Origin of the sequence: Mycobacterium sp. GA-1199 (assembly GCF_001500045.1) — a bacterium.
GTDB lineage: Bacteria > Actinomycetota > Actinomycetes > Mycobacteriales > Mycobacteriaceae > Mycobacterium.
The window spans coordinates 118,528-131,227 of the sequence record NZ_LQIX01000012.1 but is presented as its reverse complement, the minus strand read 5'-3'; the positions used below and the strand labels follow the sequence as shown (position 1 = coordinate 131,227).

Here is a 12,700-nt window from a genome sequence, read left to right as displayed (position 1 = left end):
GGCAGGATTTCGTCTGGCGAATAGTTGCTGCCATGAGCACGTTACTGGCACTTCTGGTTCTCGTTTCCCCGGTCGCGGTGGCGATCGCGCTCGCCTGGGCCGCCAGCCGCTCCGGACACCTGCGACTGCACCGCGACCAGTTCCGCATGGCCGCGCCGATGGCAGGCCGGGTGTTCGAAGACGATCGCGACCTGCTGCGCCTCGAACACGACCTCGCCGCGATTCGCACCCGTTTCGAGCGCCACCCCGTCTGGCCCTCCTCAGGTGCGGTCGGAGAGCGCCGCTAAGAACGACTCGACCGCCTGCCGATAGGCCTTCGGCGCGTCGTCGTGGACGAGGTGGCCTGCCTCGGGCACCCGTAGGTACGTCGTGTGGGGACCGGACTCAGCCATCCGGGCCATCTGCCCCGGTGGGGTGACCGAGTTACCCGCCTCGATCAACAGCGCGGGCACACCGACGGCCTGCCATTCGCGCCAGTAGTCGCGGGTGCCCCATTCGGCGGCGATCTCGATCCAAACATCTGTTCGGCCGTGCAATCGCCAGCCACCCGGGATGCGGTCGAACGCCTCGAGGAAATACTGACCCGCCACGGGGCCGAACTCGTCGTAAACGCGTTGTGCGGAATCGAATTCGACCGGTAGCGCGTGCAGCCACGGTTCCCAGGGACCCGTGGTGCGGCCGCGGAAGTCCGGAGCCATGTCCTCGACCACCAAGGCCGCCACGAGATCGGGTCGCGTAGCGGCCAGGCACCATGAATGCAGTCCGCCCATCGAATGGCCGATCATGACCGCGGGCGAACCGATGCCCGCCACCGCGTCACCGAGTTCGGCGACGAACCGCTCGGTGTTGATCGGCCGGACATCGGCGACGTCGCGGCCCCGGTGCCAGGGTGCGTCGTAGGTGTAGACCTCACCCAGCCGGGTCAACCACGGCAGCTGGCGCGACCACGTGCTACCCCGCCCCATCAGGCCGTGCACCAGGACGAGCGGGCGGCCCCTGCCGCCGCGGTGGGTGAGCGGGGCCCGCGTACCGCCTGCTGACTGCATCCCGACATCATCGTGCCTCCGGGTGACCCCGATGCATTCGGTAGCCTGATGCGCATGCCAAGCCAGAACCCCGTGGTGAAGATCAACGCGATCGAGGTCCCGCCCGACGCCGGTCCCGAACTGGAGAAGCGCTTCGCGCACCGGGCTCACGCCGTCGACAACCAGCCCGGTTTCCTCGGCTTTCAGCTGTTGCGGCCCATCAAGGGTGAGAACCGCTACTTCGTGGTGACGCAGTGGGAGTCCGAGGAGGCGTTCCAGGCCTGGGCGACGGGTCCGGCCATCGAGGCCCACAAGGGCCAGCAGGCCAACCCGGTGGCCACCGGCGCGTCACTGCTCGAGTTCGAGGTCGTCCTCGACGTTGCGGGTGCTGACAAGTAGAGGCTCGCTCATCGCGCGCCGGGCGCTCGGGCTGACGGTCGCGGCCTCGTTGGTCGTCGCCGTCGGCGGCTGCGCGGACGTCAGGCCTGCGCCGGCCGACGCCGCGTACGGCGCACCAATCGAGATCAACACGCCCCAGGGGCTGCGGGCCAAGCAGACGCTGGACATGCTCAACTCCGACTGGCCGATCGGCCCCGTGGGAGTGCGCACGATGGCGGCACCCGAGAAGGTCGACGAGATCGTCGCCAAGCTCGACCGGATCTGGTGGGACCGGCCGTTCAAGGTGACCGACGTCGACATCCGGGCCGGCCATGCCGAGGTCGGGGTGCTGACGTCGTATGGCGTTGCGCAGGAGATCGACCTTCGCACCGACGATGCCGGAATGGTGGACCGGTTCGATGTGACGCTGCGCCCACCGGAGATCGACGAATGGGCCGATGTCGACGCCGAGATCACGAAGTCGGGTGCCCGCTACTCGTATCAGGTGTCGAAGGTGGTTGCCGACCGGTCGAAGTGCGATGTGGTGGCCGGAACCAACACCGAACTGTCGTTGCCGTTGGCGTCGATCTTCAAGCTCTACGTGCTGCTCGCGGTCGCCGAAGCGGTCAAAGCCGGCACCCTGAAATGGACCGACGCGCTGACCATCACCAAGCGGGCCAAGGCGGTCGGATCCGCAGGCCTTGAGGAACTCCCTCCCGGCGCCCGGGTATCGGTGAGAACCGCTGCGCAGCAGATGATTTCGGCCAGCGACAACATGGCCACCGATCTTCTCATCGACCGGCTGGGGACGGGTGCTGTGGAGCGGGCGCTGGTCCTGGCGCGCCACCACGACCCGGCCAGCATGACGCCGTTTCCCACCATGCACGAAATGTTCTCGGTCGGCTGGGGGCGACCCGATCTCCGCGAGCAGTGGCGTCAGGCGGTCGAGAAAGGCGACCCGCAAGTCCGGGCGCAACTGCTCCAACAGACCAATTCCCGCCCCTACGAACCGGATCCACACCGGACGCACACCCCGGCGTCGAACTTCGGGGCGGAGTGGTACGGCAGCGCCGCCGACATCTGCCGTGTGCACATCGCACTGCAGGCGGCCGCCGTGGGCGAGGCAGCGCCGGTGAAGGACATCCTCTCGGCGATACCCGGCATCGATCTCGACGGTTCAAAGTGGGGCTACATCGGCGCCAAGGGCGGAAACCTGCCCGGCGACCTCACGTTCAGCTGGTATGCCGTCGACCACACGAGGCAGCCATGGGTGGTCAGCTTCCAGTTGAACTGGCCCCGTTACCGCAGCCCCACTGCCGCGGGGTGGTTGCTCTCGATCGTGCGCCAGAGTTTCGACCTGGTGCCGGTCGGCTGATCAGCGGTTCGACCCCGCTAGTACGACCGAAGTGTCCACGCATGCGCGCGGAAATGCATCACCGTTCGAGTTACCGGCGCAATGTCGATGCGCCAGAACGACTTCGGCGGAGCATCCAGCGCGATGAGGATCGCGGCGCGGATCACCGCCGGATGTGTCACCGCGACGAGCCTGCTGCGGCGGTCGGTCAACGAGTCCATCCAGTCGCGGACCCGGTCGACCAGCTCGACAACCGATTCGCCGCCGTGCGGCGCCCGGGTCGGATCGGTCAGCCAGATCGCCAGGTCGGCCGGTCGCACTCCGCCCAGCACGTCACCGCGCCACCGACCGCAGTCCAGGTCCGCGAGCCGCGGCTCCACGTCGGCCTGCAGGCCGAGCAGCTCGGCGGTCTGCCTGGTGCGCTTCTCGGGACCGCACAGGGCCGCGTCGACGACACCGAGGTCGATCGACGCGTCGACCTGCCGGTGACCGGTGGGATTCAATGGCTCGTCGGTGGGGAATCGTCCGGCCGACATCGCATCGGTCAGCGCATGCGATACGAGCGTCAGCCGGACGACCTCACTCACGCAGGAATGCTCTCCTGCCGGTTACCTTCGAGCAGCCGTGCGGCCATCGCACCGAAGACCAAAGCGATCGTCGCGTACACGACGATCTGGGTGCCCAACGAATACAGCCGGAAGTCGTAGAGCACATCTGCTGGGAAGCCTTCGTAGACAATGTTTCCGGCGTCGTCGGTCAGCGGTCCCGGTGTCTCGTCGATGGTCGGGAGCACGAGCATCACGACCGCCACTGCGGCGAGGTAGGACCCCGCGGCGGCGATGGTCGCATTCCATGTCCCCAGGCGCCCGGCCAACCGTCGACCCAGATACACCGCGCCGACCAGAAGCGCCGCGGACAGCACCACCAACAGCAGGTACAGCAGCGTGCGCTGGCGGATGGTCTCGTCCAGGCTCAGAGCCGGCGGGCTCGCCGGATACTTCAGCGCGGGAACGACGTACAGGCTCAACAGCATTCCGCCGGCCACATACAGCGACAGCAGGCGTGCCGAGATGTCACCGACGCGACCGTAGGCCACGGCGAAGGTCACCGCGAAGATCGCGCCGATCGCCAGGCTGAACAGCAACACGCCCAGTCCCATACCGATGTTCATCTGAACGGCGCGCTCGAATCCGCCGCCCTCGCCGTGGCTGTGGCCATGGTTAAGGCCCGCGCCTTTCGCGGCTTCCACTGCCTCGTGCGCGGACCCGACGCCCTCCTCGTAGGCGATGGCCCGGTCGATCTGCGGTTCGACGAAGATGCGGGCGAAGACGAACGCGAGCACGCCGGCGAGGGCGCCTGCGAGCAGCCCACGCCAGATGATCTGCTTTTCCATGCTTGGTTCCCCGGGCCGTCAGTGGCAGGGGAAACCGAGCAGATGCCGGGCGTCGTGCACGAACTCGTGGATGGCGGTGTTGTCCGCACCGAACACCGACGTCGCGCCCTGGTCCAGGCCGATGAAGTAGAGCACCAACAGCGCCAGGAAAGCGGTTGCCGAGAGCCACACTGCCGCGCCGGTGGCGGAGACGTCGAGTGCGGGTGCAACGCTCTTGCGTGCCTCTGGTGAGGTCATGTCGGTGTCCTTTCGGAGGATTTCGCGTCCTCAGTTTCAAGCTGACGGCGAGCGTCGGGTCTGACTTGACACAGTGGCGCGACCGTTCTGGATTCTCACCAGATTCCTTCGCCCGCCGATAACATCGCACATCCTATCCACACGGTCCAGCGGTAGCGGGATCAGACGGAAAACGGGCGGCACCCTGGTGGGTACCGCCCGTTCTCGTTGGCGTGATGCCGTTATTCGGCTGGGCCTGCAGCGCCTGCCGCACCGGCCTGGGCCAGGTCCGGCTCGGCCACCGGTGCGGGACGCTTGGTGCCCTTGAACGTGAACACCGCGTCCTCTCCGGAGCCTTCGCCGTCCCAGTTGTCGACGTCGACCGTGATGAGCTGGCCGGGTCCGATCTCCTCGAACAGGATCTTCTCCGACAGCTGATCCTCGATCTCGCGCTGAATGGTGCGCCGCAGTGGCCGCGCGCCGAGCACGGGATCGAATCCACGCTTGGCCAGCAGTGCCTTGGCCTTGTCCGTCAGCTCCATCGTCATGTCCTTGGCCTTGAGCTGGTTGGACACCCGGCCGATCATCAGGTCGACCATCCGGATGATCTCGTCGCGGGTCAGCTGGTGGAAGACGATGATGTCGTCGATGCGGTTGAGGAACTCGGGCCTGAAGTGCTTCTTCAGCTCGTCGTTGACCTTCTGCTTCATCCGCTCGTAGTTGTTCTCGCCACCACCCTGGGAGAAGCCCAGCCCGACCGCCTTGGAGATGTCGGACGTGCCCAGGTTCGACGTGAAGATCAGCACGGTGTTCTTGAAGTCGACCGTACGACCCTGACCGTCGGTCAGGCGGCCGTCCTCGAGGACCTGCAACAGGCTGTTGTAGATCTCCTGATGCGCCTTCTCGATCTCGTCGAACAGCACGACCGAGAACGGCTTGCGCCGCACCTTCTCGGTGAGCTGGCCGCCCTCCTCGTAGCCGACGTAGCCCGGAGGGGCACCGAACAGCCGCGAGGCGGTGAACCGGTCGTGGAACTCGCCCATGTCGATTTGGATGAGCGCGTCGTCGTCGCCGAACAGGAAGTTGGCCAGCGCCTTGGACAGCTCGGTCTTACCGACACCGGACGGGCCGGCGAAGATGAACGAACCCGACGGACGCTTCGGATCCTTCAGGCCGGCACGGGTGCGCCGGATCGCCTTGGAGACCGCCTTGACGGCGTCCTCCTGGCCGATGATCCGCTTGTGCAGTTCCTCCTCCATGCGCAGCAGCCGAGTGGTCTCCTCCTCGGTCAGCTTGAACACGGGGATGCCGGTCCAGTTGCCCAGCACCTCGGCGATCTGCTCGTCGTCGACCTCGGCAACCACATCGAGATCACCTGAGCGCCATTGCTTCTCACGCTCGGCGCGCTGTGCGACGAGCTGCTTTTCCTTGTCGCGCAGGCTCGCGGCCTTCTCGAAGTCCTGCGCGTCGATCGCGGACTCCTTCTCCCGGCGCGCGTCGGCGATCTTCTCGTCGAACTCACGCAGGTCCGGCGGAGCGGTCATCCGGCGGATCCGCATCCGGGCACCGGCCTCGTCGATCAGGTCGATCGCCTTGTCCGGCAGGAACCGGTCGTTGATGTAGCGGTCGGCCAGAGTGGCCGCCGCGACCATCGCCGAGTCGGTGATCGAGACACGGTGGTGCGCCTCGTACCGGTCACGCAGACCCTTGAGGATCTCGATGGTGTGCTCGACGGTGGGCTCGCCGACCTGGACCGGCTGGAAGCGGCGTTCCAGGGCGGCGTCCTTCTCGATGTACTTGCGGTACTCGTCGAGCGTGGTGGCACCGATCGTCTGCAGCTCGCCACGGGCCAGCTTCGGCTTCAGGATCGACGCGGCGTCGATGGCGCCCTCGGCGGCTCCGGCCCCCACGAGCGTGTGCAGCTCGTCGATGAACAGGATGATGTCGCCGCGGGTGTTGATCTCCTTGAGGACCTTCTTCAGGCGCTCCTCGAAGTCACCGCGGTACCGGCTGCCGGCCACCAGGGACCCCAGGTCCAGGGTGTAGAGCTGCTTGTCCTTCAGCGTCTCGGGGACCTCGCCGTGCACGATGGCCTGCGCCAGCCCCTCGACGACGGCGGTCTTGCCCACGCCGGGCTCGCCGATCAGCACCGGGTTGTTCTTGGTGCGACGGCTCAGCACCTGCATCACCCGCTCGATTTCCTTCTCGCGGCCGATGACCGGATCGAGCTTGCCCTCCATCGCGGCCGCCGTCAGGTTGCGGCCGAACTGGTCGAGCACCAGCGAGGTGGACGGGTTGCCGGCCTCGCCGCCGCGGCCGCCGGTGCCGGCTTCCGCGGTCTCCTTGCCCTGATAGCCGCTCAGCAGCTGGATGACCTGCTGGCGCACGCGGGTGAGTTCGGCGCCCAGCTTCACGAGCACCTGGGCGGCGACGCCCTCGCCCTCACGGATGAGGCCGAGCAGGATGTGCTCGGTGCCGATGTAGTTGTGGCCGAGTTGCAGCGCCTCGCGGAGGCTCAGCTCCAGCACCTTCTTTGCGCGCGGGGTGAACGGGATATGGCCCGACGGCGCCTGCTGACCCTGGCCGATGATCTCCTCGACCTGGCTGCGCACGCCTTCGAGCGAGATGCCCAGCGACTCCAGCGACTTGGCCGCTACGCCCTCACCCTCGTGAATGAGTCCCAACAGGATGTGCTCGGTGCCGATGTAGTTGTGGTTGAGCATCCGGGCCTCTTCTTGAGCCAGGACGACGACCCTGCGGGCACGGTCGGTGAATCTCTCAAACATCGGTGGTTACCTGCTCTCCATCAATTGGTCGGTGCCACGCGCGCCCAACGGTCTCGAGTTCGCACCGCACCACCGTCCACTCTAGTGGGCAGTAGGGCGGCGCGTCCCGCCCGCCGGTCTGCTCTGAGCGGACACCGGGGCGCCGACGCGCACGGGATCGGATACCCGCCGCTACGGGAGAGCAACGCATCGGTGGGCCGATTCGTTTCCGAATCCAGCCCCGGCGGCTTCGCGGCTAGCGAACACCAGCCGCGGCGTCTGTGAGGAGCGCGCTACGTAGCGGCGTGGAAGGCGTCGATCACATCGGCGGGAATGCGCCCACGCGTTGACACATTGTGTCCGTTACGACGTGCCCACTCCCGGATCGCCGCGCTTTGCTCGCGGTCGATCGCCGCTCGCCCGCGGCCCGACCCGGCGGCACGTCCGCGCCGACGGCCACCGACCCTGCGACCGGAATCGACCCACGGCTTCAGGGCGTCGCGCAGCTTCGCGGCATTCTTCGAAGAAAGGTCGATCTCATAGGTCACCCCGTCGAGGCCGAATTCAACGGTCTCGTCGGCCGCACCTTCGCCGTCGAAATCGTCGACCAAGGTGACGGTTACTTTCTTCGCCATTTAAACTCGCCCTTCTGCGCGATCACAGGATCGCAGTAAAGTATCGAACCCGGCACCAATGTGCCATATCCGTGTGCGCCATACAACAAGATCGTACGCCGTCGTGTTATGGCACCGCGTTCAGTTGCCGTGGCGTCGAACAATCGGGAACAAAACCGTCTCTCTAATCGACAGTCCCGTCAGGGCCATCATCAATCTGTCGACGCCCATTCCGGTTCCCGTTGACGGCGGCATGGCATACTCCAGGGCTGCCAGAAAATCCTCGTCGAGAACCATCGCCTCGTCATCACCTGCGGCCGCCGCTCTCGCTTGGGCTTCGAACCTTTCGCGTTGGATTACCGGATCGATCAGCTCGGAATAGCCGGTCGCCAGTTCGAAACGCCGGATATAGAGATCCCATTTCTCGGTGACGCCCTCAATACTGCGGTGTGGTCGCGTCAGTGGCGTCGTCTCGACGGGGAAGTCACGGACGAACGTGGGCGCCCACAAGGTGTTCCCGACGGTGTGCTCCCACAGTTCCTCGACCAGCTTCCCGTGGCCGTAACCCCGGTCGCGCGGGATCAAGACCCCGAGACGATCAGCGATGGCCCACAACTTCTCGGCCGGTGTTTCCGGGGTGATCTCTTCGCCGAGGGCTTCGGACAGCGACGGATACATTTCGATGGACTGCCATTCGCCATCAAGATCGTAAACACTGCCATCAGGCAATGGCACCTCGCGTGTTCCGATCGCCTCGTCCGCGACTTCTTGAATAATCTCTCGGGTCACGACGGCCGAATCGTCGTACGTACCGTAAGCCTGATAAGTCTCGAGCATCGCGAATTCCGGAGAATGTGTGGAATCGGCGCCTTCGTTTCTGAACACTCGATTCAACTCGAAGACGCGCTCGAATCCACCGACCAGTGCGCGCTTGAGAAACAGTTCCGGCGCGATACGCAGATATAGGTCGGCATCGAGGGCATTGGAGTGCGTCACGAACGGTCGCGCCGCAGCGCCGCCTGCGAGTGTCTGCAGCATCGGGGTTTCGACTTCGAGGAATCCGCGCCGTTCCAGCGCCGAGCGCACCGCGCGGACCACCGCGACCCGCTGACGAGCGATGGTTCTGGCCTCGGGTCGCACGATGAGATCGACGTAGCGCTGCCGCACCCGCGCCTCTTCGTTCATCTCCTTATGGGCGACCGGCAGCGGCCGCAGGGCCTTCGAAGCCATTTGCCAGGAGTCGGCCAACACCGAGAGTTCACCGCGCCGGGAGCTGATCACCTCACCGCGCACGAAGACGATGTCGCCGAGGTCCACGTCGGCCTTCCACGCGTCCAGCGAATCCTGTCCGACCTTGTTGAGGCTGATCATCGCCTGCAGCTGCGTGCCGTCCCCCTCCTGCAGCGTGGCAAAGCACAGCTTCCCGGAGTTACGGGCGAACATCACCCGCCCCGCCACGCCTACGATCTGCCCCGTCTCGGAGCCGGCGGCCAGATCGGGATACGTCTCGCGGATCTCGGCCAGGGAATGGGTGCGCCCGATCGCCACCGGATACGGTTCGCGTCCCTCGGCGAGCAGCCGCTCACGCTTGGCCTGACGGATCCGGTACTGCTCAGGAACGTCGGGCTCGGATGTGGCGTCCGCGGCCGGTGCAGCGCGGGACGAGTCGGGTTCGGTCACGTCGTGCCAGCCTAAATGAACGTGCGCCGACTAGGAATTTCGGTGCGTCGACGCTCACCGGGCGACCGGTTGGGCACTGAAATCACCATTCAGCGGGCCTGTTTGAGGCGACCGCGCTGGTTGTCGCGGTTGCGCTCGAACACCAGCCGCAACCCGTCGAGGGTGAGGTGCTCGTCGAAATGCTCGACGGTGCGCATATCCGGCAGTAGAAGCGGCGCGGTGTGTCCGGTGGCGACCACGGCGACGTCGGTGCCCCCGAAGCCGTCGACATCGTCGCGGATGCGCTGCACCAGGCCGTCGACCAGGCCGGCGAACCCGAACACCGCACCGGCCTGCATGCACTCCACGGTGTTCTTGCCGATGACCGAACGCGGCCGGGTCAGCTCGACGCGACGCAACGCCGCCGACCGCGCCGCGGCCGCGTCGGAGGACACCTCGACGCCGGGAGCGATCGCGCCGCCGAGGAACTCGCCCTTCGCCGAGACCACGTCGACGCAGATCGACGAGCCGAAGTCGACGACGATGGCTGCGGTCCCGAACTTGTGGTATGCCGCGAGGCAGTTCACGATGCGGTCGGCGCCGACTTCCTTCGGGTTGTCCACCAACAGCGGAATCCCCGTGCGGACACCGGGCTCGATCAATACATGGGGCACCGACGGCCAGTACTGGCGCAGCATCTCGCGCAGTTCGTGCATCACCGACGGTACGGTCGACAGGCCCGCGGCCCCCGTCAGACGTTCGGAGTCGTCGCCGATCAGCCCGTCGATGGTCAGCGCGAGTTCGTCGGCCGTGACTTCCGATTCGGTGCGAATCCGCCACTGCTGCACGACTTTCGCGTGATCCCCCGAACCCGAGACCAGACCCACGACGGTGTGGGTGTTCCGGACGTCGATGGCTAGTAACACGGACTCACCGAGGCGACATCAACTCGGCCGCGTCGGCCGGTACGAATGCGGGGTCGTGACCGAGGTCGACCTGCTTGTTTTCGGCGTCGACGAACACGATCCGCGGCTGGTATGCCCTGGCTTCGGCATCCTCCATGGTGCCGTAGGCGATCAGGATCACCAGATCGCCCGGGTGCACCAGATGTGCTGCCGCGCCGTTGATTCCGATCACGCCACTGCCACGTTCACCGGTGATGGCATACGTCACCAGCCGCGCACCGTTGTCGATGTCGACGATCGTCACCTGCTCACCCTCGAGCAGGTCGGCGGCATCCATGAGGTCGGCGTCGATGGTCACCGAGCCGACGTAGTGCAGGTCGGCCTTCGTCACCGTGGCGCGGTGGATCTTCGATTTCAGCATTGTCCGTAACATCAGTTCCTCCAAGGAAGTTCGTGCTCGTCAAACGGGACGTCCGGGCCCGGCCCCGACGGCACCCCGATATCTATGGCGATGTTGTCCAGCAGCCTGGTGGACCCCAGCCGGCCGGCCACCAACATGCGTGCCGCCCCGACCTCCGGTGCCGGCCCGAGCATCGGGTCGCGCACGTCGAGATAATCCACCTCGATCGCCGGGACCGAGTCGAGCACCGCACGTGCGGCGTCCAACGCGGCAGCGGTCCCCTCCCCCGCGGCGTACATACCCGCCAGCAGCGCAGCGGACAGTGCGCCCGCATGTTCGCGTTGCTCCGGGTCCAGATAGCGATTGCGCGACGACATCGCCAAGCCGTCGGCCTCCCGCACGATCGGCACGCCCACGATCCTCGTGTCGACGTTGAGGTCGGCGACCATCTGCCGGAGCAGAGCCAACTGCTGGTAGTCCTTCTCCCCGAAGAACGCGTGATCGGGATGGACGATGTTGAGCAGCTTGAGCACCACCGTCAGCACACCCGCGAAATGCGTTGGCCGAGAAGCCCCTTCGAGGTCAGCACCCAGCGGGCCGGGATGAACCGACGTGCGCGTTCCGTCCGGATACATGTCGGCGACGGTCGGGGTGAACGCGATCTCGACCCCCTCGTCGCGCAGGGCGTCGAGGTCGTCGTCGAGTGTGCGCGGATACGCCTCGAGATCCTCACCCGCCCCGAACTGCAGTGGGTTGACGAAGATCGACACCACCACGACGGCGCCCTGGACACGCTTGGCGGAGCGGATGAGCATGCGGTGACCTTCGTGCAGAGCGCCCATCGTCGGGACCAGCATCACGCGGCGACCGGTGGCGCGCAGCGCTCTGGTGACCGCCGAGACGTCTGTCGGTTTGGAGTAGACGTTCAGTTCACCCGCCGTGAACTGCGGTTTACCGACGGTCATCGGCCCGTCCCCATCCGACGCGTTGCCCCACCGGCGTCCGAATCGGCGGTGAGCACCGCGACCACGTCGTCCGGGGCGTGCGCACGCTGAGCGGTGCGCAGCGAGTTCGCCCGATATGCCTGCGCCAATTCGGGATTCACCTCCGTCAGGGCTTCCAGGTGACGCGCGACGGCGGCGGCGTCCCCGCGTGCCACCGGGCCGGTCAACGCCGCCTGCCCGCGTTGTAGCGCGTTCTCCAACGAGGCGCGGGCCAGCGGGCCGATGACCCGCTCAGCCAGCCCTCCCGGCGCGTCGCCGACCAGTTCCTGGCCGAGCAGTTCCTGGCCCCACAACGCCGAGCGCAGCCCCTCCACCGCGTCGAGCAGCACCGTCACCACGTGATTACCGGCATGCGCCAGTGCTGCGTGATAGAGCGTGCGCGCGTCCTCGCGGACCCGGAACGGCTCCCCGCCGATCTCGAGCACCAGTGATTGGGCGATCGCGTATCCGACTTCGTCGGCGGCCGTCACCCCGAAGCAGGTGTCCGAGAGGCGGTCGATGTCCTCGTCGGTGCCGGTGAAGGTCATCGCCGGGTGGATCGCCAACGGCGTGCAGCCCAGCGAGGTCAGCGGTGTCAGCACGTCGATGCCGTTCGCACCGGAGGTGTGCGCGACGATCGTGCCCGGCCGCACCGACCGGGTCGCGGCCAGACCGGACACCAACTTCGCCAACTCGGCGTCCGGCACGGCGAGGATCAACAGTTCGGAACGGCTCGCCACCTCGTCGACCGGAAGAACCGCGGTGTCGGGCAGCCGGCGCTGGGCGCGGTCACGCGACGCGCGCGAGACCGCGCTGCACGCCACCACCACATGCTCGGCGCGTTCGAGGGCCACACCCAGCGCGGAACCGACGCGGCCTGCGGAAACGATGCCGACAGTGAGCCGCGCCGGGCGGAATCCGCCAGGTGGTGTCCCCATGGCGACCATGAAGTCGACCTCGCTGCGAGTTGATGTGTGTACGTTCCGGTCCTGCGGTGCGGGTACCGGA

At 66.5% G+C, this 12,700-nt stretch carries 14 protein-coding genes; 3 read left to right on the top strand and 11 right to left on the bottom strand.

Annotated elements, in window-relative coordinates:
• The first annotated feature begins 32 nt into the window (after nucleotides 1-32).
• Nucleotides 33-287 carry a hypothetical protein gene (locus tag AU198_RS09630; protein WP_064347884.1) on the top strand — a complete coding sequence of 85 codons (255 nt, stop codon included), beginning with the start codon at nucleotides 33-35 and terminating at the stop codon, nucleotides 285-287.
• Here the strand turns inward: AU198_RS09630 and AU198_RS09625 are convergent.
• Entirely contained in the window at nucleotides 261-1,046 is a 786-nt protein-coding gene (locus AU198_RS09625; RefSeq protein WP_064347883.1) for an alpha/beta fold hydrolase, read from the bottom strand. The genes AU198_RS09630 and AU198_RS09625 overlap by 27 nt on opposite strands.
• A 54-nt stretch (nucleotides 1,047-1,100) precedes the next feature.
• Between AU198_RS09625 and mhuD the strand changes: the two genes are divergently transcribed.
• Nucleotides 1,101-1,424: a mycobilin-forming heme oxygenase MhuD gene (gene mhuD / locus AU198_RS09620; protein ID WP_064348188.1), complete on the top strand. Its 324-nt coding sequence runs from the start codon at nucleotides 1,101-1,103 to the stop codon at nucleotides 1,422-1,424.
• Nucleotides 1,405-2,778, top strand: coding sequence for a serine hydrolase (locus AU198_RS09615; protein WP_082690947.1), 1,374 nt, complete (start codon nucleotides 1,405-1,407; stop codon nucleotides 2,776-2,778). Before mhuD ends, AU198_RS09615 begins: the two co-directional genes overlap by 20 nt.
• Nucleotides 2,779-2,795: 17 nt before the next feature.
• Here AU198_RS09615 and AU198_RS09610 read toward each other — a convergent pair whose 3' ends face one another.
• The 10 genes from AU198_RS09610 to AU198_RS09565 form a co-directional block, all read right to left on the bottom strand.
• Nucleotides 2,796-3,344 carry a histidine phosphatase family protein gene (locus AU198_RS09610; protein ID WP_064347882.1) on the bottom strand — a complete coding sequence of 183 codons (549 nt, stop codon included), beginning with the start codon at nucleotides 3,342-3,344 and terminating at the stop codon, nucleotides 2,796-2,798.
• Nucleotides 3,341-4,150 carry a CbtA family protein gene (locus tag AU198_RS09605; protein WP_064347881.1) on the bottom strand — a complete coding sequence of 270 codons (810 nt, stop codon included), beginning with the start codon at nucleotides 4,148-4,150 and terminating at the stop codon, nucleotides 3,341-3,343. Before AU198_RS09605 ends, AU198_RS09610 begins: the two co-directional genes overlap by 4 nt.
• An 18-nt stretch (nucleotides 4,151-4,168) precedes the next feature.
• Nucleotides 4,169-4,387 carry a CbtB domain-containing protein gene (locus AU198_RS09600; RefSeq protein ID WP_064347880.1) on the bottom strand — a complete coding sequence of 73 codons (219 nt, stop codon included), beginning with the start codon at nucleotides 4,385-4,387 and terminating at the stop codon, nucleotides 4,169-4,171.
• 221 nt (nucleotides 4,388-4,608) lie between these two features.
• Nucleotides 4,609-7,152 (bottom strand): ATP-dependent protease ATP-binding subunit ClpC, encoded by a 2,544-nt coding sequence (clpC1, locus tag AU198_RS09595; protein WP_064347879.1) that lies wholly within the window; start codon nucleotides 7,150-7,152, stop codon nucleotides 4,609-4,611.
• A 272-nt stretch (nucleotides 7,153-7,424) separates the two neighbouring features.
• Nucleotides 7,425-7,766 carry a histone-like nucleoid-structuring protein Lsr2 gene (gene lsr2 / locus AU198_RS09590; protein WP_064347878.1) on the bottom strand — a complete coding sequence of 114 codons (342 nt, stop codon included), beginning with the start codon at nucleotides 7,764-7,766 and terminating at the stop codon, nucleotides 7,425-7,427.
• A 120-nt stretch (nucleotides 7,767-7,886) separates the two neighbouring features.
• Nucleotides 7,887-9,425: a lysine--tRNA ligase gene (lysS, locus tag AU198_RS09585; RefSeq protein WP_064347877.1), complete on the bottom strand. Its 1,539-nt coding sequence runs from the start codon at nucleotides 9,423-9,425 to the stop codon at nucleotides 7,887-7,889.
• 89 nt (nucleotides 9,426-9,514) lie between these two features.
• Complete coding sequence (locus AU198_RS09580) at nucleotides 9,515-10,330, bottom strand: type III pantothenate kinase (protein ID WP_064347876.1); 816 nt, start codon at nucleotides 10,328-10,330, stop codon at nucleotides 9,515-9,517.
• Nucleotides 10,331-10,334: 4 nt separating this feature from the next.
• The gene (panD, locus tag AU198_RS09575) at nucleotides 10,335-10,742 is read right to left on the bottom strand and encodes an aspartate 1-decarboxylase (RefSeq protein WP_064347875.1); all 408 of its coding nucleotides are present in this window, start codon (nucleotides 10,740-10,742) and stop codon (nucleotides 10,335-10,337) included.
• Complete coding sequence (gene panC / locus AU198_RS09570) at nucleotides 10,742-11,674, bottom strand: pantoate--beta-alanine ligase (protein ID WP_064347874.1); 933 nt, start codon at nucleotides 11,672-11,674, stop codon at nucleotides 10,742-10,744. Before panC ends, panD begins: the two co-directional genes overlap by 1 nt.
• Nucleotides 11,671-12,630, bottom strand: coding sequence for a Rossmann-like and DUF2520 domain-containing protein (locus tag AU198_RS09565; protein ID WP_064348186.1), 960 nt, complete (start codon nucleotides 12,628-12,630; stop codon nucleotides 11,671-11,673). Before AU198_RS09565 ends, panC begins: the two co-directional genes overlap by 4 nt.
• Nucleotides 12,631-12,700 lie beyond the last annotated feature (70 nt).

Excerpts from the sequence above, each read along its gene's own strand:
- lsr2 (WP_064347878.1), bottom strand. The coding sequence starts at position 7,766 with ATGGCGAAGAAAGTAACCGTCACCTTGGTCGACGATTTCGACGGCGAA.
- panC (WP_064347874.1), bottom strand. The coding sequence starts at position 11,674 with ATGACCGTCGGTAAACCGCAGTTCACGGCGGGTGAACTGAACGTCTAC.
- AU198_RS09605 (WP_064347881.1), bottom strand. The coding sequence starts at position 4,150 with ATGGAAAAGCAGATCATCTGGCGTGGGCTGCTCGCAGGCGCCCTCGCC.
- AU198_RS09600 (WP_064347880.1), bottom strand. The coding sequence starts at position 4,387 with ATGACCTCACCAGAGGCACGCAAGAGCGTTGCACCCGCACTCGACGTC.
- panD (WP_064347875.1), bottom strand. The coding sequence starts at position 10,742 with ATGTTACGGACAATGCTGAAATCGAAGATCCACCGCGCCACGGTGACG.
- AU198_RS09630 (WP_064347884.1), top strand. The coding sequence starts at position 33 with ATGAGCACGTTACTGGCACTTCTGGTTCTCGTTTCCCCGGTCGCGGTG.
- AU198_RS09565 (WP_064348186.1), bottom strand. The coding sequence starts at position 12,630 with ATGGGGACACCACCTGGCGGATTCCGCCCGGCGCGGCTCACTGTCGGC.
- AU198_RS09625 (WP_064347883.1), bottom strand. The coding sequence starts at position 1,046 with ATGCAGTCAGCAGGCGGTACGCGGGCCCCGCTCACCCACCGCGGCGGC.
- mhuD (WP_064348188.1), top strand. The coding sequence starts at position 1,101 with ATGCCAAGCCAGAACCCCGTGGTGAAGATCAACGCGATCGAGGTCCCG.
- clpC1 (WP_064347879.1), bottom strand. The coding sequence starts at position 7,152 with ATGTTTGAGAGATTCACCGACCGTGCCCGCAGGGTCGTCGTCCTGGCT.